We start from the raw sequence: 24,057 nt of genomic DNA, 5'->3' as shown, positions 1-24,057 counted from the left end.
GAGGGGACTTGATCACTAATGTCGCGATGTATTCGCAAGGTGGGGGCGTTAAACTAACTTCGAACATTGGACATTTTTGTTCTTCTAAAGCTTTATAGAAAGCCTTGCTCAACATTATCGCGATCATCTTTCACCTCACATCTCGTTTCAAATGAGTAAAATTAACGGTATAAATTGGAAGCAATAGGTGCCTGTCATTAAGATTACCAATAACGTAATAGGGGAGTATTGGAGAAAACCAATCCAACGGTGGATGGGTACCAACATCATTACTCTCCGACTGTTTAAAATGGCATTAAAGAAACACATAACTAACGTTACAATCCCCACCAACCCAATATAAAACAATGAATTCAGCATAATTATTCGAAAGTTCATATTGTTATTTAGTAAAACTAAAGAAGGGTAATAGGGGGCTTCAAAACCATAAACTGAAGTTAGTCGATCATGTTCTCTTAAGAGTTTCAACAAAGTGGTTTTATCGTATGCTATTGCCGGTTTATCTTGGTACCCGCGCAAAAGAGTCTGGTCTGCATAAGAAAGAACTGATTCGTCAAGTAAACGATCGTTTACCACTTTCACTTCATTTACCATATAGGTAAGCACTCCCCAATGAAGAATGGATTGAACAGATAAGGCTAGAGCAGACATCAAAATAAATCTTTTCCACGGGTAAACCTTTCGGATACGTGTAAATTCCATACATATGCCAATTTCAAATTAGTATGAGTAAAAGATAGGCTATTTATCACCCGATTTTGGTTTTTCACAAGTAAAGTCACCTTCTCATTTAGATATGTAATAATTTCAGGTGTGAGAAATGGTTTATAGTTCTCTTTGTTGAAAATGGATTGTTTTAACTGTCGAGCTACTTCCATACCGATAACCGCGTCTACCAGCATGTGTTTAGAGAAAAGAACTATCAAATTGGTTGACTCACTTCCAAAAGTCGCCGTTGTCTTTTCCAAAGCTATATCAAACATTTCATCTCTACTGACATCAGCCAGTTGCAATCCCGTGTAAACATTTTTAGCCAGTTCGTTAATCAGAAGTTGATGAGGAGAAATCATCCAACCATAAAAGTAAGTGGGCTTAGATAGCTGCGCTATGTCAGATAGGTATTGCGCACGTATTGAAAGCAGTAAAGTAATATCGGCCTTAGTGAAACCGGCAGACTCATAAATATTATTGAAACGGCTGTCCTCGTAAAAGCTCAATACTTCGACTTCCGTTGACTCTTGCCCATTCAGTGAATTCCAGTACTCGGTGTGCAATAGTTTCAAACCATGATTTAAAGTGGCGAGGTCAGTATTAGTTTCTAGGGTGGCCCTATCTGAAAATTGATCCCTCGGCGTACTTGTTTCTAAAACAAAGGGGGTGAGGGTTAACTCATTGGGTGGCGTGTTGATTGATGCAGATTTCTGCCACAAATGATCATGAGGAGTCAGTTGACTCTCTAACGGTAGAAGTACAAGAGCCATCCCAAGAATGGTCGAGAAAAACAATATTTTCATCATATTATATCCCTCTTGAATTTATGACCAAAATATATCAGTCATCATCAAGATAACCATCAAAAACCAAACTTTTTTGACGGCGTTTAATTATGCGTTATTTATTAGTAACTTAAAACCCATAGAGAAGGTAATGAAAGGATATTGAAATATTTTTTAATCTATATAAATGAAAATGCCTTCCCCTTATATAAGGGGAAGGCATCAATATTATGCTGCAATAGCATTGAATTCAGATTGCTGAATATCCGACGTCAAACGATGAATCGAATAACCATATACTGAATCTCTTTCCATTGCTTTAGGTAATACGCACCAATCAACATCGGTAGTACTTAATTGAACATAATCAGAAATGGTTTCAGCGTGACCACTTCCCCAAATCACATCTTCAACACCAATCGCACCTTTAGTTAACCTCACAGGCTTGTTGATATCCCGCAAGATAAAGTCTGTGACATTGACATAGGTTGTCAATGCCGATACCCCCCCGTAACAAGCATTATCTATGACAATACTCAACAGCTCTGCACTGAAGGTTACTGGCAGTTGTGCATCAGGTTGAAAGGGGTTCTCGTTTAAGTAATCGACACAAGGGTGATCTTCATAAGCCCTCTCCAGATAAGAAATAAAATCGACACTGGCAAGGTTCGCCAATTTTAGTAATGAATGAATGCCATTGACATTAATCAAACCTTTAGACCCACTTACCTCAAACCGCAATTCCGTATCTTCAGCAGAGCCATTATTCAAATCTACACCAGGTGAATAGAACAGTTCCGCAACACCGTCAATGACATCAAAAACAGAGCTTTTATCAAGCAATGAAATCTTGTCAAAAAGAGCGGTTCGGAGTTCGTCCAAAACCGACTCTTCGAATTGGTCCTCCATGCTCATCACTATCGCATTAACACAAAGGTCGATAGGGGAGATATCCAACGTCTTGATTTTTTCATAAAAGTGTTGAGTCAGATGACTAGATAAACCTTCTAAATAATCAGTTTGTGTGAAAGGACCTTTTTCGACTAATTGACGCTGTATTGTGTTTGCTGCATTCATTACCCAGCGTAAATCTTCGTCAGATTCAATTGTATAATTGTGTTCCTCCCAGAAAGTAGGAAGGCTGTAACTTGAAGAAAGTTCATCAACTATTGATTGGCTAATTGCCGCCGTATTGATTGTATTTTCCACATCGATTTCATGAGTGGTATTCGTATGATCAGTAAACGTAAGTTTCATATTAATTTCCTTGTGTGCAAAATAAAAAACACCAGAAAGGTGTTTTAGAAGCCGCTTAAGCGGGAGATATCTTAAAGTGGTGCGTTAAAACATTATGGCAGTGAAGTGCACCGAAACTGCCAATAATCATTTCTAATATAATACAAACAAGACTAGACAAGAAGTATTTCTTAACACCGACCACATATTTTATAGGGTAAGAGGTACCGACTGTTGTTGTTCCTGTACTTTTACATATAAAGTTAGGATAAGAACCCGTACATTGGCAATGATCTGTTTGCACCTACTACCTTGGTTACTTCCTCCCGTAGTTGAACCTGAATAAACACGCACTTCAGACCCAGCGGTAGAAAAATTGGCATCCTGAGTCACAGAGCTGACAACTGTGCCTGTGGAATCATCAGCCCAAACTTGACCATAATACAACCCTATGGATATCACCAGCGTAACCCACATTTTTATACTAATTGCTCCTGACATTAATTCAAACAAATAGCAAATGCCACCAACACGTCATATTGCCAAAGAATACTGACCAATAATTAACCAGTAGCCATCACAGATACAGAGTCATATATGAATCAGTTCCACAAAATCAAAAGATATTAATAATAAACAAAAATCCCCACTAAATTTAATTAGTGGGGATTTTTAGGTCGGTATAAATATCAATCAAGGTGTGAGGAGTAATCCTGACACTTAAAATAATACACTTTTTAGTAGTTGACTCAAGAGTAAAAAAGATTTATCTATCAGCATCACTAACTGAAATTGACTATTGAATACTAGGCAACTTTATCCGTGCATTCAGAATCAGAGATTTCGTAGAGAGTTTTGACAATGTCATTGGTTACCTTATTGTCGTAAGATTGTGACATCTTATGAGCAAAATCGTGTAATGAAGTCGACCCAAGCTCAAGTAGAAAAATGTATCGAGAACAAGCCTTATAGACGATTTGAAGGGCATCATCACTTAAGTTCTGGTTCGTTACTAATTTAGAAGTTAATTTTGTTCTTTCGATATAAGGTAACTGAACTTTACCGATCGTCGAAAAATTAGAAGTATTCATACATCCACCTTAGTGCCATAAATCTTAAAAGCCAGAAACTAAGATATCTGGCTTTAATACAACAAATATACAAACGCCACCTAAATTGTGTCATTTCTATGGTTGGAGTGACTCTACTGTTCTTAGAGTATTTGAAAGGGCTATAACGCGCTCATTTGAACTGTAACGAACCAGTTTATCGGCAAATTCATTCAACGTATATTGACCCATCGGTAGAATGAACCCAAAAGAATCACAAGCATGATGTAGTAACGATTTAGTATCATCTGACATGATACAGTTTGTAGTTAATGTCTTGTTCAATCGGGTGATTGTGATGTGCGAACCATTACTAAAAATAGGACACTCTTCATCCACCAATTTAGTTACACCATTCCAAGTTTTATAAGCCTTTTCAACTTCCTTAAGGTTATGAAAAGTACGAATACCCAAACTAGAACGATGGGCTCGGTGTGAGGCGTTATCTGTTTTCATCTCCCATACGAAGTTATTGACTGAACAAAACCGTTTGGTAAGAAGCATGATTGAACCTCTAGATATGGCCTGATACTGGCCATCACATAATTGTGTGATCATTTTTATTTCCTTGTGTGTAAAAAGATAATTGTGGTAAATCATTTCTTATGGATAGGTTATCGCTCTTGCTCTTCTTGAGTCAGTTCATCCAACGTCAATTTGCACTGAGGAAGGTACTTTTCCATAAAATATTGTATTTCAGGCTCCTTTGCGCTTTGGTCCAGTTTTTTCTGAAGATTATTTATTGCTTTAGTAAATTCATGGTTACTCATCGAAAGTTCATCATGAGCTTTAAGAAAAGCAGCTATGTTATCGGCGGTTTTACAAAGGCATTTCTCATAGTCATTGGCGTAAGATTGAAGATAAAAGGGTTTTAGATACTCTCTTATTTCATTATCTTCTTCAGAAGCAAGTAATGATTCTTCAACCTGACGCTCAAGTTCTTTGATCGCTTTGGTGACCTCTGGATTGGCGTATTTAACCGGAGAAGGGACATCCGAAACACCAGCCGACTCGGAAACTTCATGAAAAACTGCAAGTGTCGCTACTCGTTCTGGATTGACACTTTTATTGAACTTAACTTTTGCAATTACTGCTAATTGAAAAGCAATTTGAGCTGTCGCGTAACAATGTTCAGCTACGTTTTCTTCCACCATGCTTCGCATTAGTGGCCATCGCGTAATAGTTTGAGCACGAAGGTTCCAAGCGAGGGCGGAGTTAGGAATATGATTGAACATAATATTTCCTTGTGTGGGTATGATTAGGATCTAGATCCACAGGGTAGTGGAGAGGTGTAAAAATGGTGCCAGCAGAGCTGTGATAAAAGAAGGTGCACCGAAATTATCAATTAACTTTCTAAATATGCCATGAATTGCAACAACAGTCTAATATTGAAGAGGTGTAATCAAGGACTTTAACGAGGAATATTGCTCCAATTACTATTTTTAAACTTAGTGATAGACCTCAAATTATCTGATAGTAAGTTGATTAGTTTTAGTTTTGGTAACTGGGTGATGAGAAGAGCTTCATTAAATTCCTCAACTGATAAGTTTTTAAAAGGCTTAATCTTTGTCATTTTAGAATCAAAATACAGGTTCACAGAGTCGTAATCACAGTTTGTGGCACTCGCTATCGTATTGTAAATGTTCATTTGCTCTTCGTAATCATGGTAACGAGTAATGATCATCTCTTGACCAATCGACTTAATCTCAAATTTGATGTAGTAATCACTGCGAGAATTGATCAGGGTAATTTTATTCTCAATCTCCATTACATGATCTGGTAGTGCTAGTCGCGTGTTACGCTCTTCGATAAACAAGGGGGCGATAGAATTTTTTAACTGAGGCTTATTGTTACGCTTAGCGTTAAACTTCGCTCCAGCGTCTTCAATTATATTTTTTTGGTTAGCAGTGATGTAGATTTCAGAGTGTTGATTTGCCGCCGCTCTCTTCACACTGAAATCTGGAATGACCATGTTGATTTTAAAACCTAGTAGGTCTAATTCGATAAGAGTTTGGTTATTCTCTTCGGTTTGTAGTTTAATCAGCTTTTTAGTTTTGCTTAAACTAAGTTCTTTTAAAACATCACGGGTTATTTCAACATGTTCTTTTCTACTAGAGTTCGCCCAGCAATTTTGCACAAGTTCAATCAGTGTTAAGTTAGGGTTGTTAAACAAAGCTAGTCTTAGCTTATCGTTAAAGGAAGAATCTTTAGAGAAATAAACGATTCTTAATCGAAGATAAATTCTGTTGAATAGAGGGGTTAAAGAAGAGGTTTTTTTACTGATCGTATGGTGCCATTGAGACTTAGTAAGGTAATCAATGATTTGCTTATCCCACGCAATAGCAATAGCAATGTATGGATGTCCACTTTCGTCAATGGTGGTTATGCGAGCACTGATACCTTTTAAATATGTTAAAAATGAGAATTTTTCAGTAACTACAGTGTTTAGCTGATCATTAGGGACGTTGTGTACAGAAAAAATAGAGTGTCGAATCCTGTCGATTGATTCACTTAATTTTACTCGTTCTGAGTCATGAAAATCGCCAATTGTTAAAATATCAATCATACGAATTGTAAATCTGAAACCTTCAGGTGGTTTACCAATGAACTCATCTGTCTTTTTGAGTAGCTGAATTTGGGTTAGAGTAAAAAGGTGATCTCTGACCGTACAATCAAAATCGTTCATTATACCAATTGTCGAATTGGCCCTATTGGTATAAGCCTCGCCTTCATTGGTATATTCAATACTTGTTACTTCATTCTTGATTGACTGTCCAGGTGATACAAGATTCGCGAATCTTTGATTGTAGGGCAAAATTGCTCTAGATGACTCTAAATCTTTATTTGTTAGTGGGTCGATGTTTGGCGCTATACCTAGTGATTCTACTCTTCGTTTTGCAACTACGTTTGAAGAGGGTGCAGGTTGCTTACTTTCATCAATATCTTCTAGAGGTAAAAAATAAATCAGTTTGGTTCTGGCTTTTGCTTCAGTTCGTTCGGTTGCCTGACAAGAGATTGTCCATGAGTGCTTACTTAGAAAAGTGAATGCACTAGAAATGGTGCTTTTAGCCAACTTAGATTCTTCTACAATGTCTTCAACGGATATGAATGTTTTGTTGGTTGCAGTATGAAGTTTTAAGATAAGTTCGTAGACCTGTTTGTGAGATCGTTTTTCCGCCCTTTCTGAAAGGAGTTTTAGTCCAAAAATGGCAGATTTATCTATCTCAATACAAGTACTTTTGATCATGAAACATCTTATTCAATTAGGTTTGTTATAGCGTACTTTAGCACGAGAATTGTAAATAACAAGATCATAAAAGATCCTTTCAGATTTCTAAATCACTAATTTATTTATCTTTTATTATGTTGGATTGTTGATCTTTGATCATATGATCCGAATTTACTCCGCTAAGATTCTTTAACTTAAGCACTTGTTTTAACAAGACCAAATTTAAACTGAATTACGATCTATGATTCATCCTCCGAAACGATGATCAAGAGACACTCGAAAGCATGATCATAAAATCTTATGATCTACGTGTTAATTAGGTACGATCTTCGATTTAAGTATTTAAGTTGTACACATAAAATACACATGAAGTATTTTTGAAGAGTGTGATTTGTGTCTTTTATTTCAGCCTTGTCGGTACTGATATTGTCCACTTAAATGTCAGATAGTAGGTTTGGAACAGACAACTTACTGATTTAGGATATCTTGGTGTAGGTCTTAGCGTTCTAAAGCATCTTATTTGTGATTACCACTAGATCTTAACTGACCGAAAATGTTTGGTCAGTTATCTGTATTATTGTAAAAGGGAGATCCAATTAATATCCTTAATCATTACTATTCAGTCATTTACGAAACAGAAAACCCAATTGATACATTCTATTCTTAGGCTATTAGTCACGTAATTAGGCTCAATATTTGCGTGGAACGGTAGATCCTAAGCATTACGATCTTCGATTTAAGTTCTATTTTGGGTTTAGGTTAGCGTTATTAGCATCGTCAATTGCTCACTATACGAGATCATAAAAACGATTCCGGTCTACGGACCCCTCGACATTATTGTGCGCTTATTGGTCCTGTGCGCGAGCATTCAGGCCAAATCGTCGATAAGGTTTAGGTTGTACCATTAACGGTAAGAGAGCTCTGATAGTGACTTACAGTAAGGCTTAAGCTGCATGGCGATTAGGTCTATCTCTGTTTTATCTTACTGTATTGCATAGTTAAGTACGCAATTAGGGCTATGGAGTGGCTTGCTATATTTACGATCTTTGATTTAACGTTGTAGTTAGATAGTTAGCGTTTTAACAATCAAATATCGTGAATGTGATTAGATCCTGAAATTTCGGCCTGTGCTCTACTTCGTTGCGGATAGGTGCTCTCAACGGTATTACACTCATAAATTGTAAGTTCGCGTAGATCTTGTTATTCACGATCTACGATTTAAAGCAAAGAAATTTCAGGCTTGGCGTCCTAAGACTCAACAAATGCGAGCATTGATAGATCCTCTTGACTCACGATCTACGATTTAATTGTATCTTACGCCCTGTTTCGGTGAAGCCTCACCAGCGGTCTGTATAACTTATTGACGCCATACGGTTGATATTGGTCTTTTTGAGGGTGATAAGACTCTAAATTTCTTGTTTTTCATAGAACGAAGAATTTACGATCTATGATTTAACCCGTTACCTAGCTCTATTTACCGGTTGTTTTCTGGCCTTAACCACTTTGATTAGCTTTATCATTGAAGGCTAAGTTAAGCAAATGTACTTCAATATGGCGCGATAAGACACGATGAATGTTTGTATTCGGAGATCAAGAAAATCACGATCTACGATTTACTTTCAATATTAACCTGAGTCTTGGAGCCAACTAACATCAGGGGGGAGTTCACATTCCTATATGCTCTGGGAATCCGGACTCTTAACAATAGCGTGATATCACTCAAAATTTGTGAATGTTTGAAGATCATGAAATTTACGATCTTCGATTCAACTCCAGTTAGAGGGATAAGGCACTCAGATTGTAACTAAGGAAAGATCGTAATGTTCACGATCTATGATTGAACTCAATCACTATATTCTTCTAATCATACAACTCAGCGTGATAAGCCTCGAAATTTGTAGGCTAATCCAGATCTAATAATTCTGCAGTTCCTTAAGGTAATCAGATACTCAATCATGATTGTCAATTAAGGTCCTTTATTGTCCCTGATATTCCGATTGTTTCTGAACAAAAGGGAAGCTGTGACCATGCATTCCATTTCTGGTTTGAATTAGCGTGATTAACATCATGTTTTGTAAGTCACAGTAGATCCAAATGATTCACAATCTTCGATTTAACTCGTGATGCCCATTTTAAAGTGACTTCATGTCGCTCCCCTAAGCCCTGAGAAACTTGTGATTATTCAGATTTAAAACCTATATCAAGCCTTAAACTTAAGGTCAGGCTTAAGACTTGAAACTATTAAGTGTTGATAGAACGTATACATTTACGATCTACGATTTAAGTGTATCCCTTAAACCAATGCTCAATACCACTGATGTAAAAAAACCTCCGTGGTCGGAGGCTTTTAGATTTTTAGGACTAATCGTAACTAGGCCAGTTCTTGTAGATCATCTGAAGATAGTCACATTCAATTAATGACCATTCAAAAATACCGATTGCCGCTATTCTAAGGGACTTTGAACAGTAGATGTCATGAGTAACGGCAGTTGAGTACTCTTTATCTACTCGGTTATAGGTAAAATGGGTTCCAGTACCAGGATGGTAAACAATGTCTGTATCATTCCATGCAGGGTGGTCGGGGTCTGCACCAAGAAGTTCTATAGCCAGTGGACAGTCAAAATTTACTTGCCCGTCGATTTTTGCGGGTTGAAAGATAAGTTGTGAAAGAAATAGATCGAATTCTGGCCCGTGAGGTAAGAGACTGATCTGTTGTTCATCACAAACCTCTTTTATTTCACTACCAATAAGTCGCCACGGTTCGTACGTTGATTTTTCTCCTTCTACCACAGAAAAAATAGATAACCCAGATGTGGTGTCTTTTAGATAGACAGGCCCAATTCCTTCCTTCAAGTAATACTTTGTTTTTTCTTCGTTGTATTGTATTGCTTCGGTATCTTCAACGAAGTTATTTGGAAGTTTACCTAATGCGTTTTGGTATTGACTGTTAGAGTATTCTTGCTCCCATTCTTTGTTTACTTCCGCATAGCAGAGACCGACTGTTACTCTCTTAACTAATATTGATTCGTTAGAAAAGGAGTGGGGCTCATAGCCTTTAAATGCCGATTGGAGTGGAGAATGAATTTTACGGATTATATGATTTCGAGTTGGTATTTGAAATTCTCTTCTTAACGCAGATTCGAGGTTCAAATTTTCTAAAGCATCGACGTGAACTACGTAGTGATCATCTGGAAATATTTTTGCTGCTATCGCCTTTCCATGACTGTTCGGGAGACCATCGAAGTGTTCTTGCATACTGTATGCCTTTCTGAAGGTCGCTGAATTGTGATTGTCCTTACGGAAAATACGTATCTCAAGGTCGACCTTACTTGCTTCTGTGTATTCGTGTTCCAATATCGGGTACAAATCCTCGATAACAGTACTTAGCTGCTTAGAAAGATTATGCTTAATTATGAGATTGAGTCGTTTGACCATTTCACTGTTATCATGCCGGTTGTATAAACAGAAGTAAGCATCCCAGTGCATTTCTAGTGCTTCGTTTTCATCACTGTGGTTTAAGCTAGTTACCATTGTGAGCTTGTTCGTACGAACATCATAAGTAACCTCAACATCCAGGGTTTCCGAATCATCCAACCCGTGCAGACTGATATTTTTATTCATCACCGTCACTTGATTGTTTTGTTCGCGCATGGCCCATCCAGATTTATTTAGGTAGGATGCAATTGCTTTTGCTTTGTAGTTCATGGTTATTTCCTTGTGTGATATAAAAATATACCGACTAAAAAGCCGGTATTGGAGTATCAATATCTTAATTAACTTTAAGAAAACTAGGTCGAGCTAAGGACTCTAGCGCTTCCTTCGCTTTCTTGTAAGTAGTGGTGAATAAGACTTTATAGTCTAGTGTTTGTACCGTTTGCTTAAACGGATATTGAATTTTGTCGCTATCATTAGACGGCTCTACAACATGTAGAAAGTTACCACATTTTCTAATAACGACACTTTTTTCATCAAGCTCGTTTATAAGAGCTTGAATTTGACTTCTATCAAGCGATAGACGCTCGATGGAAGACTCCAGTAGTTTTAGTAGTAACTGACTGTTGCATGATGCGTACTGCTCATGGAGAGCAGCAAGCGCCAAGTCGACTTCTGCTTTACCAAATGTTTCTTCAAGATCAGGAATGTGTTTTTTCAATTCCTTGAACAACATGAATGGGTTTTGAGAGGTTGTTGCTATGATTTTTACAGAATCAACAGCCGTATTGGCCATGGCTCCGTTAAGCATGATAACTTTCATGGTGATTTCCTTGTGTGTTGGCTAAGCCATATATTCCACCAGCAGTGGAGAGGAGGGGTACTGCAAAGATGCCAGCTAAAAGCCGTGATTAATAAAGCATCGAAATAATCAATTTACCTTAAGATTTTGTCACCAAATTCAAAAATTGTCTAGTTTGTACTAAGTTTTAGCAAAAAAAATAGACAACCGAAGGTCGTCTATTTGTTGGGTGTAAACTTAAGATGCATTCCAGTGACTAATGATTTCTTTTCGTTTCTCTTCTACCTCAATTTGCTTGTTGAGGAGTTTCTCTTCCAACAATATTAGATTATCTAAAGTAAGTCGCTGAGAATTATTCAAAACAAAAATTTCATGTAAAGCCGATTGTAAAGATGCCCACTGCGTATCTAAAGACGCCCCTTGTTCAAAGCTCCAGGTTGTCAGCATAAAAGGCAGTTGAACGTGGTTAGCCCATGTATTCGGCCTTACCACGTAAATAAAGTTCTCATTCTGCCCCGCCAGTATCCCATCACATTGATATTGGTTAATCGATTGTTTGATCTCATCGAGCTTCATAAAACGATTTGTAGCTTGGTTTAATCGAACTAGAAGGCCTTTTGAATCTGTCTCTTTAAAGAATGGTAACAGGTCAGACAGTACTTTATCTACAGAACGTCTGGTGAATACGCTGTTAAGTCGTCCTTGATTGCGAAACAGAAGTTTGTTCAGTTCAATATCAGTTTTTGCGGTCTCCATAAATGCGCAAATAATGCTTTCAGCATCGTTAAACGAAGAACCCTTGAATTCAATATTTGCCATTATTTACCCCTTATTTGCTATCAGATCTGTAGGGTCGATTTCGGTATCAAACTCAATCAATTGATAACCATTGCCTAAAGCATATAGAAGGCAATCGTTAAGAGACTTCGAAAAGGGCATCTCACACTGGGCTGTCAAAAAACTCATTTCATCCAAGATATGGCGATTAGTATCTTCTGCATTTATCTTGGTTAGTTTGAGTAGAAACCCAGACTCTCGGGACCAAACTCTATTTGGTATAGTTTTGGCCATGGTGGTGAGGTTTTGCTGATCTTCATCAGAAAGAGCAGCGATGGATTGTTCTAAGCAACGATAGTAAGACATGAATATTCCTTGTGTGGGCTCACCAGATTTGGTGAGAGATAAATTGGTTTTTAGCAAGAGATAAAAGATACACCTTCAGTGTCACCTATTACCGTGTTCGAGTTGATACAATCCATGACATGTAAGTTACTGACTGTGTTTCCAAGCCAGCCATTAAACAGTCTTTGCCAAGCACCTATATATTGTCCCGCACATTTGCTTTTTTGCATGCGGGTTTTTGCTTTACGAACATTGGATTTGTACGCTTGTTCGTGCTCTAAACGTGCCTTATTCTGAAGGACAGTGTAAATGGATGAGAATTTATTTTCGTCCAGTTGATTGCAATAAGCCATAGCAGTGGTTTTCCTTGTGTGAGGGTGAGCGATTGCCCGATATGGATAATTTTCACGAATACGTGAAGGGGGTATAAATGATGCCAGCATAGCTGTGATAACAGGGTGCACCGGAGTTATCATAAGAGAGATAATAATGGCAGTAAATACCATTCTTCGCAAGCTATGCGATGATACATATATCGCTATCTGTAGACAGAGGTAGTGGATGGAGTAAGATAAAATTTAAATTGATTGTATCGATGCTTAATAATCACAACGCAAGTTGGCATCTTTTTTTATCTAGCCCATTAGGGCATACTCACAAGGAAATTCCATGTTAGAAAATACCGCACCTGAAACCTCATGCCTATTAGCCACAAATGCTATTGAGATTCTTCAATATCTAGAAGGCTCTAATTATTCGCTTGGGACAGTTTTTGATAGCCCTTTAGTACTAAGCGCGATGGCCTTAATTACGTATCTGGCCCCAATTACTGCCCTAGCGATGGGCTACGATTAATTTATCCAGTGATGAAAGTAGAGACATCGGATTCGATGTTAGTGAAGTTCTATAATCAGAGATGGCATATGGAGCGAGAAGAGTAATCAAGTCAAGATTTCTCAGCTGCGACATAAATTAATCTCGATGCTCCAAAAAGAAACACAAGCAGAAGGGGATTACCTTTGCGCTGATGGCATTATTGAACAGTCGAAAGAGTATTTTGACCGTCTCATCATGCAAGGTGAATTAAGGGCAGGTTAGGGCCTATACGGTACGTGATACAAGCATTCATCGTATTTGATTAGATTGATTGAGTGCGCTGGTTTATTTATACTCTAATTAGAGTATTGCTTCGTAAGTATGAAGATGATTGAAAAACAGAAACCTATAGTTAAGTCACCTAAAACCCAAACTGAAAAAGAACTTGATGCAATTGCAAAAGATGAGCTTAAACACGAGATCAATAGTTTGATGAGCCGTTATCAGGTTTCGTACGAAGTGGCAGCAGAACGTTTGACGTTAATGGGAAGAACCATTTCTGAGCAAGGTTTAAGGAATAAGGTCAGTAAAGGGACTTACCAAGCCGTTTGGTACCATGATTTCATACGGGTAATGAAGCAAGATAACGATGGGTCATTACCAGTTGATATAGATGAAATCATTGCTAGTTATGAACAGGTCCTCAATTCCGAGCCCAGACTAGTCTATTTACCCCTCACAATTATTAATGGCGTAAGAACACCAATCTTGAATGCTCGAGCATGTGAGACTGCGGAGGAAGCTTTGCAAAAAGCCGAAGAGACTATAGCCGTTTATCGCGTTAAGCTATAGTTTTTGCCAAGTTCTCTAGGTGAAAGCGCGAACCACCCACTATCCCAAAGTACTTTAGGGAAAGGTTTTTGATTTACCTTAAACATTGCTGCAATGATTAAGGTAATTAGTTAAATCCAACAACCGATGTGATAGGTACTGATAAACCCAATGTCTCTTGTTCACCTCGGCAATATTCATTAACGCATGTGTAGTGCGTTATGATTTTCTTTGTGTTACACCCGATGGCTCCACTATCATTCATGCTGATTATGCAATCAGGGGCTGATGCAGTTACAGATCTCATATTGTTACAACGGCGCTCCCCAGCTGCTCGGTCGTTTTCGCATGTGCCAGTGTAGGTAACGTTATATCCTTCAGCCATTTTTAAATTACTGGTTGCCCCCAACCCTCTGACAAACATTAATCCGTTAACGGCATAGTACTTATAGGCGTTGCTGAAACCTATTTTTCCGTAAGTGGAGCCTTGATAGATCCTTTTTTTATTACCACTAGAATCTTGAAAATTGGCATCTTGGGTGACGCTAGAAACAACAGTGCTTGTTGAATCGTCACCCGCAAACGCAGAGTGAGTTGGAATGGTTAGGATAAGCATTGCAGCAAGAAATGTTTTATTCATTGGTGTCTCTCTAGTTATTGGATTGGTGAATCCATGAGATAGTTTCAATTGAATGGATGTATTGCAAGGAACGCCGTCGTACTTGTGTCAAAGTTGATGAGATGGGACAGGTTCATTAATAACAGGCATGCCGCCCAATAGAGCGGCTAAAAGGAGTTTAGAGTTTCTGTGCTACAGCTAATGGGGGAGTGTATTCGTTGATTTTCTTCGATTCGTTATAGAGACTAAAGGATTCAATTTTGTAGTAACAACGTAGTTCCGGTTCAGGCTCTTGTTGATACTTACACGTATCCAATTTATACGCCACCAACGTAGGGATTTTTTTATCTTTGTTAGCAGCCTTCATAATTTCAAAGGCTTTCTCTTTTGTTGCCGGTATCACCCACTCGGTGTTATCTAATGAAATAGATGCCTTTCGGAAATTGAACTTGTTTCCTGCGATATCTGCAGAGTAATTGGCTTGTTTTGGCCAATACTGATTATCCGTAAATCTGAACTCTTCAGCTTCGGTGTCGTAGTCTTGGAGTTGGATACGGAAAAAACGCATAAACCGCTTAGGTGCAGTATCTATTTTATTTTGAAGTTCCATTCGAGTTTGGTCTAAAAACGATTGTAGTTCGAAGTCTGTACTTTCTCGGTGCTCTAACTCGCTTTGTAGTTGTCTATCCGTGGCTATTACGCTGCGAACCACGTCATTTGAAAGTTCAGTAGTTGATAAATAGTTAATAAGGGTTTCATCATACTCATGCTCATCCGCGAACTGATTGAATTCAGAGTGTTTTGTTGACGTTAATGTTGATTGACAGGCACTAACAAGTAAAGACAAGGCTAGAGTCGAGACAAGCCTTTGTGTTTGAGTTCTACGATTCATCGATTTATATCCCTTTCATCATTCATTGACCAGTTAGTATCTTATCTAACTACTTACTCTTATGGCCATGCGTCTTCCTCGAAATCATGCTTTGGTGCAAAACAATTGATGATTATTGAGTGCGATTTTTCATGGTCATGGTGATCTTTTTCTTTCCGCAATTTCCAGCAAAGCTGATCCCAATTGTATGTCCAAATGATGTGGCAAGGTATAAGGGAAGGTTTATTATCAAGGCTGATTTCAAGACCAGAAGTCATCTCGACGGGATCAAAACATAAATGTTTTTGGTAATAATAAGCTAGCGCTTTTAAATGGCGCTGTAATTCTTGTTCCATTACTTCAATAAGACTGAAAGATGAATCCATAAGGGAAAAATCGGGTTCAAGCGTTTCTGCAATGCCCCTTAATCGTCGAGTCAGATTAACCCAGTCATCTAAGCCTTGAACTAATGCTTCTTTCATGAATAAACCAATTTGAATGCCTATGTTGATTCGATGGTCACTTCCTTCAGGGTCATCCAGGATAACCATCTCATAATCACCCATGGGTTTAACTAGTGTTGGATAATTATGGGTAAGAATATGCCAGCTTGCTTTGTTGCTTGTGAATGGAGTAGAGCAATAGATGTGCAAGAAAGAGTGAATTTTAACCGCGCAAGTGTCAGCAGATTTGAAGGTTCTTCGCTTAATCGAAAAAGGTAAGAAGTCATCGTCGTTTTTGTTAAACCGATGCTCGGGACAAAGGCTTGATTCATCTTGCAATAATTTAGATTTATAGAGTTCGATATTAAAAAGTAAGTTATCTATCTGATTGTCTAGTTGCACAAGTCATTTCCCTTGAGACGTTAGGTTACTAACATAGCAACCTTGATTTAGGGAACCCAATCAAAAGCAGGAAAAGTTGTGCGGCGTTCTGAGAACTTGGAGAGATATTCATTTATGTTTGAAAAGTAAATGTCAGTTGATCCAATTTGGATTTTTATTGGTTTAGTCGGAGGAGGTACAGACTTATGAACACAGGTATTCAGATTGTGATGAATTCGTTCGATAAATTCTTTCCGTTTAGTCAATTTGATACAGAAGAGGCGCTTATTTCTCACTCAATTTCGACCTTAGCTAAAGTATCTCGAGTGCGCCGAGTAGCATCCAATGAAGAATTGAGAGAGACCATCGAAACGGATCTTGAATTCGCGATGATCATAGGAGCACCTCTTGAGGAGTATCAGCATTTTGTATTGGCTTTGTTCGGATGGGCCTGTATGAATCAGTCCTTCAATTTTCGAAAGGATTTTTACCATGTAGACACATCTTTACTTATAAGGGGTATCAGTTCAGATACATCGACCGTAGTTCATAATTTTACTAGCTATTCCAAAAGGTGGATACAATGTACTTGATAGAGAATCATAAGAAGAACACTCAAGAATTACTTGATAAAGTCAGAGTGATCTTTGATAGCGAGGAAAAGGGACTTGATGATGAATTACTCCTGATGCTTACTGACGGTCTTTTTGGATGCCTCGCTTCCTCTGAACAGGTGATTGATGTGTCGGATTACTTTCACCATCACGAGACAATAATTGCGAATCGGCTAAATGCTACCTTCTCTCAAGGAAAAGCGGCTGTTTTACTTTCCAAACTGGAAAATGTCTGCACCATATACACTGAGCCTGTCCCTTTAAGTTCTATAGATTGAATACCAAAAAAGGAAAGACCTGATATCAGCACATCGTCTTTCCTTTTTTAACTTTGAACTATGTATTATATAAACCAAATCAGAAAAGCAACTCTTCAAATATCACAGAATTATCCGCAGTGACGGCCTTAATTCCCTTGAGCTGAGTGAATTTATACTGCCCATCTTCGAAAAGATAGTTCTCGCAATACGTATCGACTTCGTATCTATGAGCAATATCGGAAGACAATTCGGTCGTCACGGTGCTTGCGATGTATTGAACACAAAGTTGGTCAGTTTGAGAGATGTACTTCATTAATGAGACTTCGTTAACTTTATATTCGTTGATTAACCTTACTTCAATGAGATTTTTTGCTAACCCATTGGGCTTAAAAGTGAGTTTATCAACGCTTTCATCGGGTAATTGACTAGTACAACCGCTGATCGCTATTAGCCCCGTCAAAGTAAGAATCGTTGTTTTCATTGTTGGTTCCTTTTCTATTTCAATTGAGTGATTTTAAATCTTCCCATTACAGCCAGGATGCCAAGTTCATTTTTGTATACTCCCAATAAGCACTTTTTTGCTTTGGAGTAGGATGCAAGTTTTCCGTATTTGTCTAAGTTGTACAACTTTGAGCGGTACGTAAACTCACCTTGTTCGTCATATTCCTTCCACCGTGCGATATAATAGGACGAGGTTCTGGCTGGCTCAGCGAGAGTGGGTTTTGATTTCTCTATGAACACTGGCTCTAGGCTATGTGGTAATAGAGTAAATAGAGTGTAATCGCGTAAGATTCGCTGCCAGTACTTCCCCCACATTTTTTTGCCCAATTCATTTCGAATACGGATTGCCTTTTTTAGACCAGCGTCTTCCCCTATTTTTTGCTTCCTATCGATCGGTGTAAAACTTTGTCTTCTGGGGTATGGATGTGAATCTTGAAATTGCAGCCTCTTTTGGAAATAAACCGATGACCTGTATTAGTCATCAAATTAGATTTTTTCTTAGGGGCGGATCGTTCATTTAATTCATTCATTTTAATGGCCACATTTAGCGAGCATTCTAGATATTACCCTATGCTCCTTTGCGGTATACACTAGCAAGTATTTTTGAACATTGTCGTCGAAGCTTTTAATGTAATCGCACCGGAAAGGGTGGTAGGGAGGTAACCATGAATCGGGGCCTTGTGCGCTTTTACTGCCGTTCAATGGACCATAGACAATAAGTAGGTTTCCAGTGTCATTAGCGAACTGTTCTTTTTGATCTAGGGTCCATGTAGCTCCTCCGTGCTCATGAGCCCACTTTAGCGGTACAATGTGGTCTATTTGCAATTGAGATGCGGATAAATAAGTTTCGTTTGAAAAAGGGTCGTACCACTGTCCGGTTTTAACTGTACACTTATTTGGTTTTGTAAATGTTGGCTGAATCAAAGATTGTTCAATGAGGAGTTCAGCCCTTAAGTTTTGACAATCACCATCCGTGTCCAACCAATGATTCCAGTCATCGCGATTGTAAACATAGTTAAAGTTGCGACCTTCTTGCTTGGCTTCTTGTGTTGCTTGAGCTACTTGCTCTTTCGCAGTTACTTTTGTGTTGCCTTTCGGAAGTCTCCCACCACTGTTTATGCAAGCTACAAGGGTTGGGTAGGATTCATAGTTCTTAGTCTTAGAGTAGTAATTACTAGTTGTATCATGGCAAATGCCGCTCCGACTCTTTTTAACAGGAACTTCGGCTAATACTGTTTCAGTGGATAGAAATGCAATCGAACAAAAAAATGAAAGCGCGATGTTACGGAGCTGATTTTTAGTTAGAAAAGTAAACATTTTGTAGTCCACATAAATACTATTGGGTCAGAAGTACTTCTTCAGCGTTTTCAGAAATTACAAGTTTGAAGACATGCAATGATTGCTTCAACTCAAGGCATTTCGAGGTCTCAATAGCTTCACATCGAATCAATGCATCAGCCCAAAGGTCGAGCGTATCACTATCGTGATTAAACATTTTTTGTAGTGCTTCATTGCGTTGTTCTTTTGTTTCAATCTCTTTAATGTGACTATCGATTCGTTCCATTGATTCACTAACGAAGCCATCAACCGCTTGAATTTGCGTAGGTATTTTGGAGTCCGTACACGCAGTGATGCTTAATAAAGTAGACAGTAATAATAGTTGCTTGTTCATACAATAGGCCTTAGTTAAATTGAATAATGAATTAAGCATTTCAAAAAAACAAAAATGGTATTATTGAAACGATTCTGCTCTACGAGGGTAATGTAAAATACAACTCCGAGTAGAATGCCAATAGACACGAGCGCACCAAGCACAACAGAGACCCCAAAAAAGACCACTATGAAAGATGTGGAGATGCGAAGAGCGTTCTGTTTGGTCAGCGTTTTCTTCATCATCAAGATATTGGCCATTTTGATGCATCTCCAGAAATTGATAGACTACTGTATTAAAGAAAAAGGCTTGCTACGTATGGTATTAAAAAATACCTCGTTTCTTTTTAGTAAGACCTTTTCACCATAACGAACCAAACCCACATCGCCTTGAACACGAAACATGTGATTGTCTGTACAAACGGTTGAGCTGGTTGAGCCCCAAAATCCGCCATCCAACACTTGTACTGATTGAAGGAGACCCATATTTTTTGGTTCATTCGCTTTTTTGTACTCAGCGTCTCGGAACGATTTGGCTGATTTGAAGCTACCAAACCTTGCTGCTTCAGCGAGATATATACAGCATGCTGTTATGAGTAAGAGCATAGCCATGTTAACTACCAAAACATTTATGGTTAGACTGCTGATACCTGTTCCTAGTAGGCTGTCAGTCGATGTTGGAAATCCACTTAGCCATCCTTCTTGAAACTCGGTTAGGGCAACGGCTAGAGAATGGAACGGGAGTGTACGGTCGGAAAATGTATAGATACCTAACAGACATAAATAAGCGAATGGTACAACTCTCAATAACAGGTCAATAATGTGGTATTTACTTTTCATCTTTAACTATCCTTTTGTTTGTAATTAATTCGGTCTATAGAGATGGGCCGAAGGTAAGCTCGACCTGTTTTACTGAGTTCAAGGTAAACGCTTCTCGCCTGTATTACGCTACAACCATTTCGTATCAGGTCTTTTATGAGGAAATAACCAACAATGTTGACACTTTTTAATGTCTGAGCGTTGTACACCTTGAACTCACAAAACAAGACATTCATGCAGAGGTGTTTTTCTTGCTTTCTGGGTGAGACTCACGCATCGCAATCATTGCCGTGTAGTTAAGAACGCTAACATGGTCATTATTACTTATCGCTTTGTTTCTCAGATCGTATAAGCCCCCGATACTAATGACGGAATTGTCCCACCATCCGTGACGACCCGAGTCACTCGCGTTCTTAAGTTTTTCGCTCATTGACGATGTGGCCGCAATTAACAATTGTTTATCCACAAACGATTCGGTATCGACATCTCTATTTGGACTTACCTCGGCTAATGCAAGGTGCATACATGGTTTAAAGTAATCATTTGTCATTTTTGATTCCTTTTGTTGTTCCGCTTGTTGATATAGTAGGCCTATTTTGATTCAGAAAATATAAACGCCGCATCATTGTGGACGAAATCCGTATCATCAATTTTCAAAAATCTGCAGTGCAGTGCCGGTTACTTCTTCTCCTATTTTGTTTGTGAACCAGTATTCATCATTATTTGAGCTGATATTGCATCGAGCTTGGATCTGATTGTTTTGGTTATTAAGTAAATTCTCTTTAAATAAGTAGATACCACCATGCCGCAGGTTGGCGGGGGAAATGGGCTTGCTTTTAAAGGTTTCAGTGTTCATGGTCAGGGCTCCCTTCAGGTGAATAATTGTTCATGAAATTCTAAAACAGAGGTAGGAGGCGGTAAGTAAGGATACAAAGGCAGGTACCAAACCCCGTGTCGTATTTCTTTTATGCCTAACTTTTCAAAAAAAACACGATAGTGGTGGATTCTAGAAGGGTGACTTTCACGAAATTCAATTTCCGTTGCATTGTTCTGCTTTAGAAAACGAGCAACTGCGCCAAATAAGGCAACACCAAGACCTAGATTAGATATCTGCTTTTGCAATGCAAAATGGCCAACGATCGCTAACCCCCCACCGACCATGTGGATACCTTCAATCCATCCGAAGGTTAAGTCAAAACCTTCATTACTGTGATAATTCGCAGAGATGTTAGGCATCAACAGTGTACCGTGTGTGTCTATATCACCAGTGATACCAGCTAGGCCCAGAATTTGGTGACTCCATTTTAGTGGCTTATTGAATTGCCCTTGAAAATGTGATTCTGGACTCTGCCGCCACTCCTGGATGTCTTCTATTAGATTTTGATCCAAACGGTACTCTAATTGTTTTTTGTTCATTGAGACCTCGATACATTTAGCGTTAAATAATTTAGTGATTTAACGTCTTTGCTCAGTGTTTTATTGCTCTCTCTGAATGAGTTGAAATCGCTTGTAAGTTGCTCCCGCAGTTGCGCAAAAGAAGACAACTAAAGAAATAGCCCATCGGTAGTGCATAATGATGGATATAGTTTGAGATGCATTAGTCTTATTGGGCATAGGATGTTGCCATGCAAAAGAAAAAGTGATGGTCAATGCGATTAGAAGCAAGGTTGTGGTGGTTATACCTACCATGAGTCTCCAGTCATATTTGCGATGCATATTTTTCCCTAATCAGGCCTGAGTCATTGGATTAAGTAGATTGGGCGGTTGCTTGTTATAACTTCACCCACTTAACGTTCAAACAATCTAAAACAGAAGAGGCGAAACGTAGTGACGGCGTAACTATATTCGCGTATTTAGTTGCGATAATTGCACTTGAAGTTAAAGAATTCGATCAAGTGTCTTCAAGCAATGCCCTGTCCAAGTCCCTATAGTCATCACATCTTATAACGAGAAAGAAACTTCTCTATTCACCATTGCACACATTAATATGGAAATACCTTCATATTTTAAGGTGTCTAATTATCATACTACTTTAGGTTGATTAATCAAACCAACTTGATTAATCTTTCGTGTAATGTCTTGTCTATACAACCGTAAATGTTGTAGCGTATTTGAAAGCGCATTGGCCCAATGGTTCTATTAAAGGGAACTCATTTGAAGAGAAGTTATTTAGATACTGATAACATTCATATAGAAGGAAGTCTTATGCAAAATTGGGTCTTAAAAGATGATAATATTCATCAACTTAAAATTTCGGAGGCATTTATTATTGAGATTAATGCTGTTGAAGGCTATGCAATCTGTACAGGTATAGATGGGAAAATAGGCTTAATTGATGGTCACCTTGAAGAACAAAAACGCAACGTAATTAAGGTGGTTAAAGCGATCTTTGGTGACATACTCCAAAATTTGGGAGACTAACTATTCAATCCCTACGCAGACTAATAGACCAATAACAAACTATATTGATAACTTCATTCCACTAGTCTATGTCTTGCTTTTCCAAACTTCGCGTGGGTCGTGATTAGGTATCATTGTCCAATTTTCCCATTCTACTTGTGGTTAGTATTCGATACGTTTTTTACGGCTTCGTCGTACGCGAAAACCTTTAAAGAAGCTATTGCACTAACAATTACGCACAAACCACCTATTTTCCAAATCACGCTTTCTGGATACCCAAAAGCATAGAAGATCAGCATTACGCAAACTGCTATTACTGCAACAACCACAGAACCTGACAGTATGTTACCCACTATGTTCATTTTTCCTACATTGAGTTATTTGAATTTATCAGCCAAGTAATCGTATTCAACATCTGAATTTATATCACTTTCAGCTAACCAACCTTTGCTCCACTCATCATGTTGCCAGTCACCAACATTATATGGATTTAAGCCCAACACGATGCGGTTTCTAAACGCTTTAGCACCCTGATCATAAGGTAAAATTTCAGTTTCAGGCATGAGTTCAAGTTTCCCATCAGCTATCTTTGCTTTTAGTTGAGTGCTGTTCTTCGAAGTCTTTAACGATCTTGCAAACACCACTTTGAAGCTCTTTATCGTTTTGATGCGATTTTATAAAGGATAATGCTGAAACCAAAAATGCTAGTATCGAACCTGAAAGTACTAGGTACATGGTAATTTCCCTATTAAAACCGAATGCGTACAAGATTGCCCCGAGTACAATCAATGTCACAGCTAACATTAAAGCTACTAGCCTATTATCTATATCGGATAGAATTTTCTTTAAACTTTGGTAGTTCATAATGTTCCCTTCTTGGTGTATTCAATATAAATTTGGCAAATCGGATGAATGTACTGATTAATTTCAGTAGGCAAAATTTCCAATTCACAATCAACACTTCCATGAGCTATATCACCACCACTATGTTGACGGAGCATTAGATCAACAAAATATACCGCAGTATCTCTGTAATATTCATTATCTAAACGGATTCTTAGATACGGGTTATGATAAAGTTCGCCATTATCTCGTATGCTCAAAAACAAGTTATCATCGTTATCATCCAGTTCGAGTAAAATCACATCGATATCCATTTCAGCCAGCTGCTTAATGACTAACTTCGATAATTCGTTAGGTTCTTCTCTTGGTGATGCAAATTCTGCGACAACAGTTTTCATAACTTTTCCGGTGTTAGTTAGTGTGTTTTGGCTGAGTGCTTTGCTTTGGTAAGGTGTAATGCGATTCTTAATCACATTCAAAACAACAGCAGTCCATTAGAGTTATTGTTGCTTAATGCGCATTTTCCTATTTTTTCGGTGCCCAGGTTACTAGGCCAAAATTCCTATTTCGATTTTCGGTTAGT

The 24,057-nt window shown here is 38.3% G+C and carries 29 protein-coding genes and 1 pseudogene; 4 read left to right on the top strand and 26 right to left on the bottom strand.

Annotated elements, in window-relative coordinates:
* Positions 1 to 650: 650 nt before the first annotated feature.
* The 11 genes from A1QO_RS03590 to A1QO_RS03535 form a co-directional block, all read right to left on the bottom strand.
* The gene (locus tag A1QO_RS03590) at positions 651 to 1,517 is read right to left on the bottom strand and encodes a hypothetical protein (RefSeq protein WP_017041754.1); all 867 of its coding nucleotides are present in this window, start codon (positions 1,515 to 1,517) and stop codon (positions 651 to 653) included.
* Positions 1,518 to 1,724: 207 nt separating this feature from the next.
* Entirely contained in the window at positions 1,725 to 2,753 is a 1,029-nt protein-coding gene (locus A1QO_RS03585) for a hypothetical protein (RefSeq protein WP_017041753.1), read from the bottom strand.
* A gap of 785 nt (positions 2,754 to 3,538) precedes the next feature.
* Positions 3,539 to 3,823 carry a hypothetical protein gene (locus A1QO_RS03575; RefSeq protein WP_017041751.1) on the bottom strand — a complete coding sequence of 95 codons (285 nt, stop codon included), beginning with the start codon at positions 3,821 to 3,823 and terminating at the stop codon, positions 3,539 to 3,541.
* Positions 3,824 to 3,919: 96 nt separating this feature from the next.
* A complete protein-coding gene (locus A1QO_RS03570) occupies positions 3,920 to 4,399 on the bottom strand; it encodes a hypothetical protein (protein WP_017041750.1) in 480 nt (159 codons plus the stop codon).
* A gap of 56 nt (positions 4,400 to 4,455) precedes the next feature.
* Positions 4,456 to 5,076, bottom strand: a complete 621-nt coding sequence (gene yfbR, locus A1QO_RS03565; RefSeq protein ID WP_017041749.1) for a 5'-deoxynucleotidase — start codon at positions 5,074 to 5,076, stop codon at positions 4,456 to 4,458.
* Positions 5,077 to 5,252: 176 nt separating this feature from the next.
* The gene (locus A1QO_RS03560; RefSeq protein WP_017041748.1) at positions 5,253 to 7,088 is read right to left on the bottom strand and encodes a hypothetical protein; all 1,836 of its coding nucleotides are present in this window, start codon (positions 7,086 to 7,088) and stop codon (positions 5,253 to 5,255) included.
* A 2,343-nt stretch (positions 7,089 to 9,431) separates the two neighbouring features.
* Positions 9,432 to 10,775, bottom strand: coding sequence for a hypothetical protein (locus A1QO_RS03555; protein ID WP_017041747.1), 1,344 nt, complete (start codon positions 10,773 to 10,775; stop codon positions 9,432 to 9,434).
* 64 nt (positions 10,776 to 10,839) lie between these two features.
* On the bottom strand, positions 10,840 to 11,325 hold the full coding sequence (locus A1QO_RS03550) for a hypothetical protein (RefSeq protein WP_017041746.1): 486 nt from the start codon (positions 11,323 to 11,325) through the stop codon (positions 10,840 to 10,842).
* Between the two features lie 216 nt (positions 11,326 to 11,541).
* Positions 11,542 to 12,123 (bottom strand): hypothetical protein, encoded by a 582-nt coding sequence (locus A1QO_RS03545; protein WP_017041745.1) that lies wholly within the window; start codon positions 12,121 to 12,123, stop codon positions 11,542 to 11,544.
* Between the two features lie 3 nt (positions 12,124 to 12,126).
* On the bottom strand, positions 12,127 to 12,447 hold the full coding sequence (locus A1QO_RS03540; protein ID WP_017041744.1) for a hypothetical protein: 321 nt from the start codon (positions 12,445 to 12,447) through the stop codon (positions 12,127 to 12,129).
* Between the two features lie 50 nt (positions 12,448 to 12,497).
* Positions 12,498 to 12,779: a hypothetical protein gene (locus A1QO_RS03535; RefSeq protein WP_017041743.1), complete on the bottom strand. Its 282-nt coding sequence runs from the start codon at positions 12,777 to 12,779 to the stop codon at positions 12,498 to 12,500.
* Between the two features lie 316 nt (positions 12,780 to 13,095).
* On the opposite strand from A1QO_RS03535, the gene A1QO_RS03530 reads away from it, so the two are divergent.
* Complete coding sequence (locus A1QO_RS03530) at positions 13,096 to 13,281, top strand: hypothetical protein (protein ID WP_017041742.1); 186 nt, start codon at positions 13,096 to 13,098, stop codon at positions 13,279 to 13,281.
* A 348-nt stretch (positions 13,282 to 13,629) separates the two neighbouring features.
* Positions 13,630 to 14,094 (top strand): DUF6471 domain-containing protein, encoded by a 465-nt coding sequence (locus A1QO_RS03525; protein ID WP_141707110.1) that lies wholly within the window; start codon positions 13,630 to 13,632, stop codon positions 14,092 to 14,094.
* 106 nt (positions 14,095 to 14,200) lie between these two features.
* Here the strand turns inward: A1QO_RS03525 and A1QO_RS03520 are convergent, their stop codons facing one another.
* The 3 genes from A1QO_RS03520 to A1QO_RS03510 all read right to left on the bottom strand — a co-directional run bounded on the left by A1QO_RS03520 (position 14,201) and on the right by A1QO_RS03510 (position 16,408).
* On the bottom strand, positions 14,201 to 14,713 hold the full coding sequence (locus tag A1QO_RS03520) for a hypothetical protein (protein ID WP_017041739.1): 513 nt from the start codon (positions 14,711 to 14,713) through the stop codon (positions 14,201 to 14,203).
* A gap of 157 nt (positions 14,714 to 14,870) precedes the next feature.
* On the bottom strand, positions 14,871 to 15,584 hold the full coding sequence (locus A1QO_RS03515) for a DUF4852 domain-containing protein (protein ID WP_017041738.1): 714 nt from the start codon (positions 15,582 to 15,584) through the stop codon (positions 14,871 to 14,873).
* Positions 15,585 to 15,643: 59 nt separating this feature from the next.
* Positions 15,644 to 16,408: a hypothetical protein gene (locus tag A1QO_RS03510; RefSeq protein WP_017041737.1), complete on the bottom strand. Its 765-nt coding sequence runs from the start codon at positions 16,406 to 16,408 to the stop codon at positions 15,644 to 15,646.
* 562 nt (positions 16,409 to 16,970) lie between these two features.
* On the opposite strand from A1QO_RS03510, the gene A1QO_RS03500 reads away from it, so the two are divergent.
* Positions 16,971 to 17,279, top strand: a complete 309-nt coding sequence (locus tag A1QO_RS03500; RefSeq protein ID WP_017041735.1) for a hypothetical protein — start codon at positions 16,971 to 16,973, stop codon at positions 17,277 to 17,279.
* A 79-nt stretch (positions 17,280 to 17,358) separates the two neighbouring features.
* Here A1QO_RS03500 and A1QO_RS03495 read toward each other — a convergent pair whose 3' ends face one another.
* From A1QO_RS03495 to A1QO_RS03445, 9 genes and pseudogenes are all read right to left on the bottom strand, one after another.
* Positions 17,359 to 17,742 carry a hypothetical protein gene (locus A1QO_RS03495; protein ID WP_017041734.1) on the bottom strand — a complete coding sequence of 128 codons (384 nt, stop codon included), beginning with the start codon at positions 17,740 to 17,742 and terminating at the stop codon, positions 17,359 to 17,361.
* Positions 17,743 to 17,756: 14 nt separating this feature from the next.
* Positions 17,757 to 18,292 (bottom strand): annotated as a pseudogene (locus A1QO_RS20550) (Fe3+-citrate ABC transporter substrate-binding protein).
* Between the two features lies 1 nt (position 18,293).
* Positions 18,294 to 19,079 (bottom strand): HNH endonuclease family protein, encoded by a 786-nt coding sequence (locus A1QO_RS03485; protein ID WP_017041732.1) that lies wholly within the window; start codon positions 19,077 to 19,079, stop codon positions 18,294 to 18,296.
* 19 nt (positions 19,080 to 19,098) lie between these two features.
* On the bottom strand, positions 19,099 to 19,434 hold the full coding sequence (locus A1QO_RS03480; RefSeq protein WP_017041731.1) for a hypothetical protein: 336 nt from the start codon (positions 19,432 to 19,434) through the stop codon (positions 19,099 to 19,101).
* Between the two features lie 266 nt (positions 19,435 to 19,700).
* Positions 19,701 to 20,252 carry a hypothetical protein gene (locus tag A1QO_RS03470; RefSeq protein ID WP_017041729.1) on the bottom strand — a complete coding sequence of 184 codons (552 nt, stop codon included), beginning with the start codon at positions 20,250 to 20,252 and terminating at the stop codon, positions 19,701 to 19,703.
* A 211-nt stretch (positions 20,253 to 20,463) separates the two neighbouring features.
* Entirely contained in the window at positions 20,464 to 20,781 is a 318-nt protein-coding gene (locus tag A1QO_RS03460; RefSeq protein ID WP_017041728.1) for a hypothetical protein, read from the bottom strand.
* 96 nt (positions 20,782 to 20,877) lie between these two features.
* Entirely contained in the window at positions 20,878 to 21,087 is a 210-nt protein-coding gene (locus A1QO_RS03455; RefSeq protein WP_017041727.1) for a hypothetical protein, read from the bottom strand.
* Between the two features lie 14 nt (positions 21,088 to 21,101).
* Positions 21,102 to 21,647, bottom strand: a complete 546-nt coding sequence (locus A1QO_RS03450; RefSeq protein WP_017041726.1) for a hypothetical protein — start codon at positions 21,645 to 21,647, stop codon at positions 21,102 to 21,104.
* Positions 21,648 to 21,707: 60 nt separating this feature from the next.
* Positions 21,708 to 21,947 (bottom strand): hypothetical protein, encoded by a 240-nt coding sequence (locus tag A1QO_RS03445; RefSeq protein ID WP_017041725.1) that lies wholly within the window; start codon positions 21,945 to 21,947, stop codon positions 21,708 to 21,710.
* Positions 21,948 to 22,436: 489 nt separating this feature from the next.
* On the opposite strand from A1QO_RS03445, the gene A1QO_RS03440 reads away from it, so the two are divergent.
* Positions 22,437 to 22,652 carry a hypothetical protein gene (locus A1QO_RS03440; protein WP_017041724.1) on the top strand — a complete coding sequence of 72 codons (216 nt, stop codon included), beginning with the start codon at positions 22,437 to 22,439 and terminating at the stop codon, positions 22,650 to 22,652.
* Between the two features lie 356 nt (positions 22,653 to 23,008).
* Here A1QO_RS03440 and A1QO_RS03430 read toward each other — a convergent pair whose 3' ends face one another.
* Genes A1QO_RS03430 through A1QO_RS03420 form a run of 3 tightly spaced genes read right to left on the bottom strand, consistent with a single transcriptional unit; the run spans position 23,009 to position 23,872 of the window.
* Positions 23,009 to 23,194 carry a hypothetical protein gene (locus tag A1QO_RS03430; protein WP_017041722.1) on the bottom strand — a complete coding sequence of 62 codons (186 nt, stop codon included), beginning with the start codon at positions 23,192 to 23,194 and terminating at the stop codon, positions 23,009 to 23,011.
* A gap of 16 nt (positions 23,195 to 23,210) precedes the next feature.
* On the bottom strand, positions 23,211 to 23,495 hold the full coding sequence (locus A1QO_RS03425) for a hypothetical protein (protein ID WP_017041721.1): 285 nt from the start codon (positions 23,493 to 23,495) through the stop codon (positions 23,211 to 23,213).
* Positions 23,492 to 23,872, bottom strand: a complete 381-nt coding sequence (locus A1QO_RS03420) for a hypothetical protein (RefSeq protein ID WP_141707109.1) — start codon at positions 23,870 to 23,872, stop codon at positions 23,492 to 23,494. The genes A1QO_RS03425 and A1QO_RS03420 overlap by 4 nt, the downstream gene beginning before the upstream one ends.
* Positions 23,873 to 24,057 lie beyond the last annotated feature (185 nt).

Origin of the sequence: Vibrio genomosp. F10 str. ZF-129, assembly GCF_000287055.2 — a bacterium.
GTDB lineage: Bacteria > Pseudomonadota > Gammaproteobacteria > Enterobacterales > Vibrionaceae > Vibrio.
Note: the sequence above shows the minus strand (reverse complement) of the source record. Positions and strands in the feature narration are given on the sequence as shown.

Coding starts and splice junctions, on each gene's coding strand:
- A1QO_RS03495 (WP_017041734.1), bottom strand. CDS start 17,742: ATGAAAACAACGATTCTTACTTTGACGGGGCTAATAGCGATCAGCGGT.
- A1QO_RS03440 (WP_017041724.1), top strand. CDS start 22,437: ATGCAAAATTGGGTCTTAAAAGATGATAATATTCATCAACTTAAAATT.
- A1QO_RS03550 (WP_017041746.1), bottom strand. CDS start 11,325: ATGAAAGTTATCATGCTTAACGGAGCCATGGCCAATACGGCTGTTGAT.
- A1QO_RS03515 (WP_017041738.1), bottom strand. CDS start 15,584: ATGAATCGTAGAACTCAAACACAAAGGCTTGTCTCGACTCTAGCCTTG.
- A1QO_RS03525 (WP_141707110.1), top strand. CDS start 13,630: ATGATTGAAAAACAGAAACCTATAGTTAAGTCACCTAAAACCCAAACT.
- A1QO_RS03575 (WP_017041751.1), bottom strand. CDS start 3,823: ATGAATACTTCTAATTTTTCGACGATCGGTAAAGTTCAGTTACCTTAT.
- A1QO_RS03455 (WP_017041727.1), bottom strand. CDS start 21,087: ATGAACACTGAAACCTTTAAAAGCAAGCCCATTTCCCCCGCCAACCTG.
- A1QO_RS03485 (WP_017041732.1), bottom strand. CDS start 19,079: ATGTTTACTTTTCTAACTAAAAATCAGCTCCGTAACATCGCGCTTTCA.
- A1QO_RS03460 (WP_017041728.1), bottom strand. CDS start 20,781: ATGACAAATGATTACTTTAAACCATGTATGCACCTTGCATTAGCCGAG.
- A1QO_RS03500 (WP_017041735.1), top strand. CDS start 16,971: ATGTACTTGATAGAGAATCATAAGAAGAACACTCAAGAATTACTTGAT.
- A1QO_RS03430 (WP_017041722.1), bottom strand. CDS start 23,194: ATGCCTGAAACTGAAATTTTACCTTATGATCAGGGTGCTAAAGCGTTT.
- A1QO_RS03480 (WP_017041731.1), bottom strand. CDS start 19,434: ATGAACAAGCAACTATTATTACTGTCTACTTTATTAAGCATCACTGCG.
- A1QO_RS03520 (WP_017041739.1), bottom strand. CDS start 14,713: ATGAATAAAACATTTCTTGCTGCAATGCTTATCCTAACCATTCCAACT.
- A1QO_RS03420 (WP_141707109.1), bottom strand. CDS start 23,872: ATGAAAACTGTTGTCGCAGAATTTGCATCACCAAGAGAAGAACCTAAC.
- A1QO_RS03530 (WP_017041742.1), top strand. CDS start 13,096: ATGTTAGAAAATACCGCACCTGAAACCTCATGCCTATTAGCCACAAAT.
- A1QO_RS03545 (WP_017041745.1), bottom strand. CDS start 12,123: ATGGCAAATATTGAATTCAAGGGTTCTTCGTTTAACGATGCTGAAAGC.
- A1QO_RS03425 (WP_017041721.1), bottom strand. CDS start 23,495: ATGAACTACCAAAGTTTAAAGAAAATTCTATCCGATATAGATAATAGG.
- A1QO_RS03585 (WP_017041753.1), bottom strand. CDS start 2,753: ATGAAACTTACGTTTACTGATCATACGAATACCACTCATGAAATCGAT.
- A1QO_RS03555 (WP_017041747.1), bottom strand. CDS start 10,775: ATGAACTACAAAGCAAAAGCAATTGCATCCTACCTAAATAAATCTGGA.
- A1QO_RS03470 (WP_017041729.1), bottom strand. CDS start 20,252: ATGAAAAGTAAATACCACATTATTGACCTGTTATTGAGAGTTGTACCA.
- A1QO_RS03590 (WP_017041754.1), bottom strand. CDS start 1,517: ATGATGAAAATATTGTTTTTCTCGACCATTCTTGGGATGGCTCTTGTA.
- A1QO_RS03540 (WP_017041744.1), bottom strand. CDS start 12,447: ATGTCTTACTATCGTTGCTTAGAACAATCCATCGCTGCTCTTTCTGAT.
- A1QO_RS03570 (WP_017041750.1), bottom strand. CDS start 4,399: ATGATCACACAATTATGTGATGGCCAGTATCAGGCCATATCTAGAGGT.
- A1QO_RS03450 (WP_017041726.1), bottom strand. CDS start 21,647: ATGAACAAAAAACAATTAGAGTACCGTTTGGATCAAAATCTAATAGAA.
- A1QO_RS03445 (WP_017041725.1), bottom strand. CDS start 21,947: ATGCATCGCAAATATGACTGGAGACTCATGGTAGGTATAACCACCACA.
- A1QO_RS03535 (WP_017041743.1), bottom strand. CDS start 12,779: ATGGCTTATTGCAATCAACTGGACGAAAATAAATTCTCATCCATTTAC.
- A1QO_RS03560 (WP_017041748.1), bottom strand. CDS start 7,088: ATGATCAAAAGTACTTGTATTGAGATAGATAAATCTGCCATTTTTGGA.
- yfbR (WP_017041749.1), bottom strand. CDS start 5,076: ATGTTCAATCATATTCCTAACTCCGCCCTCGCTTGGAACCTTCGTGCT.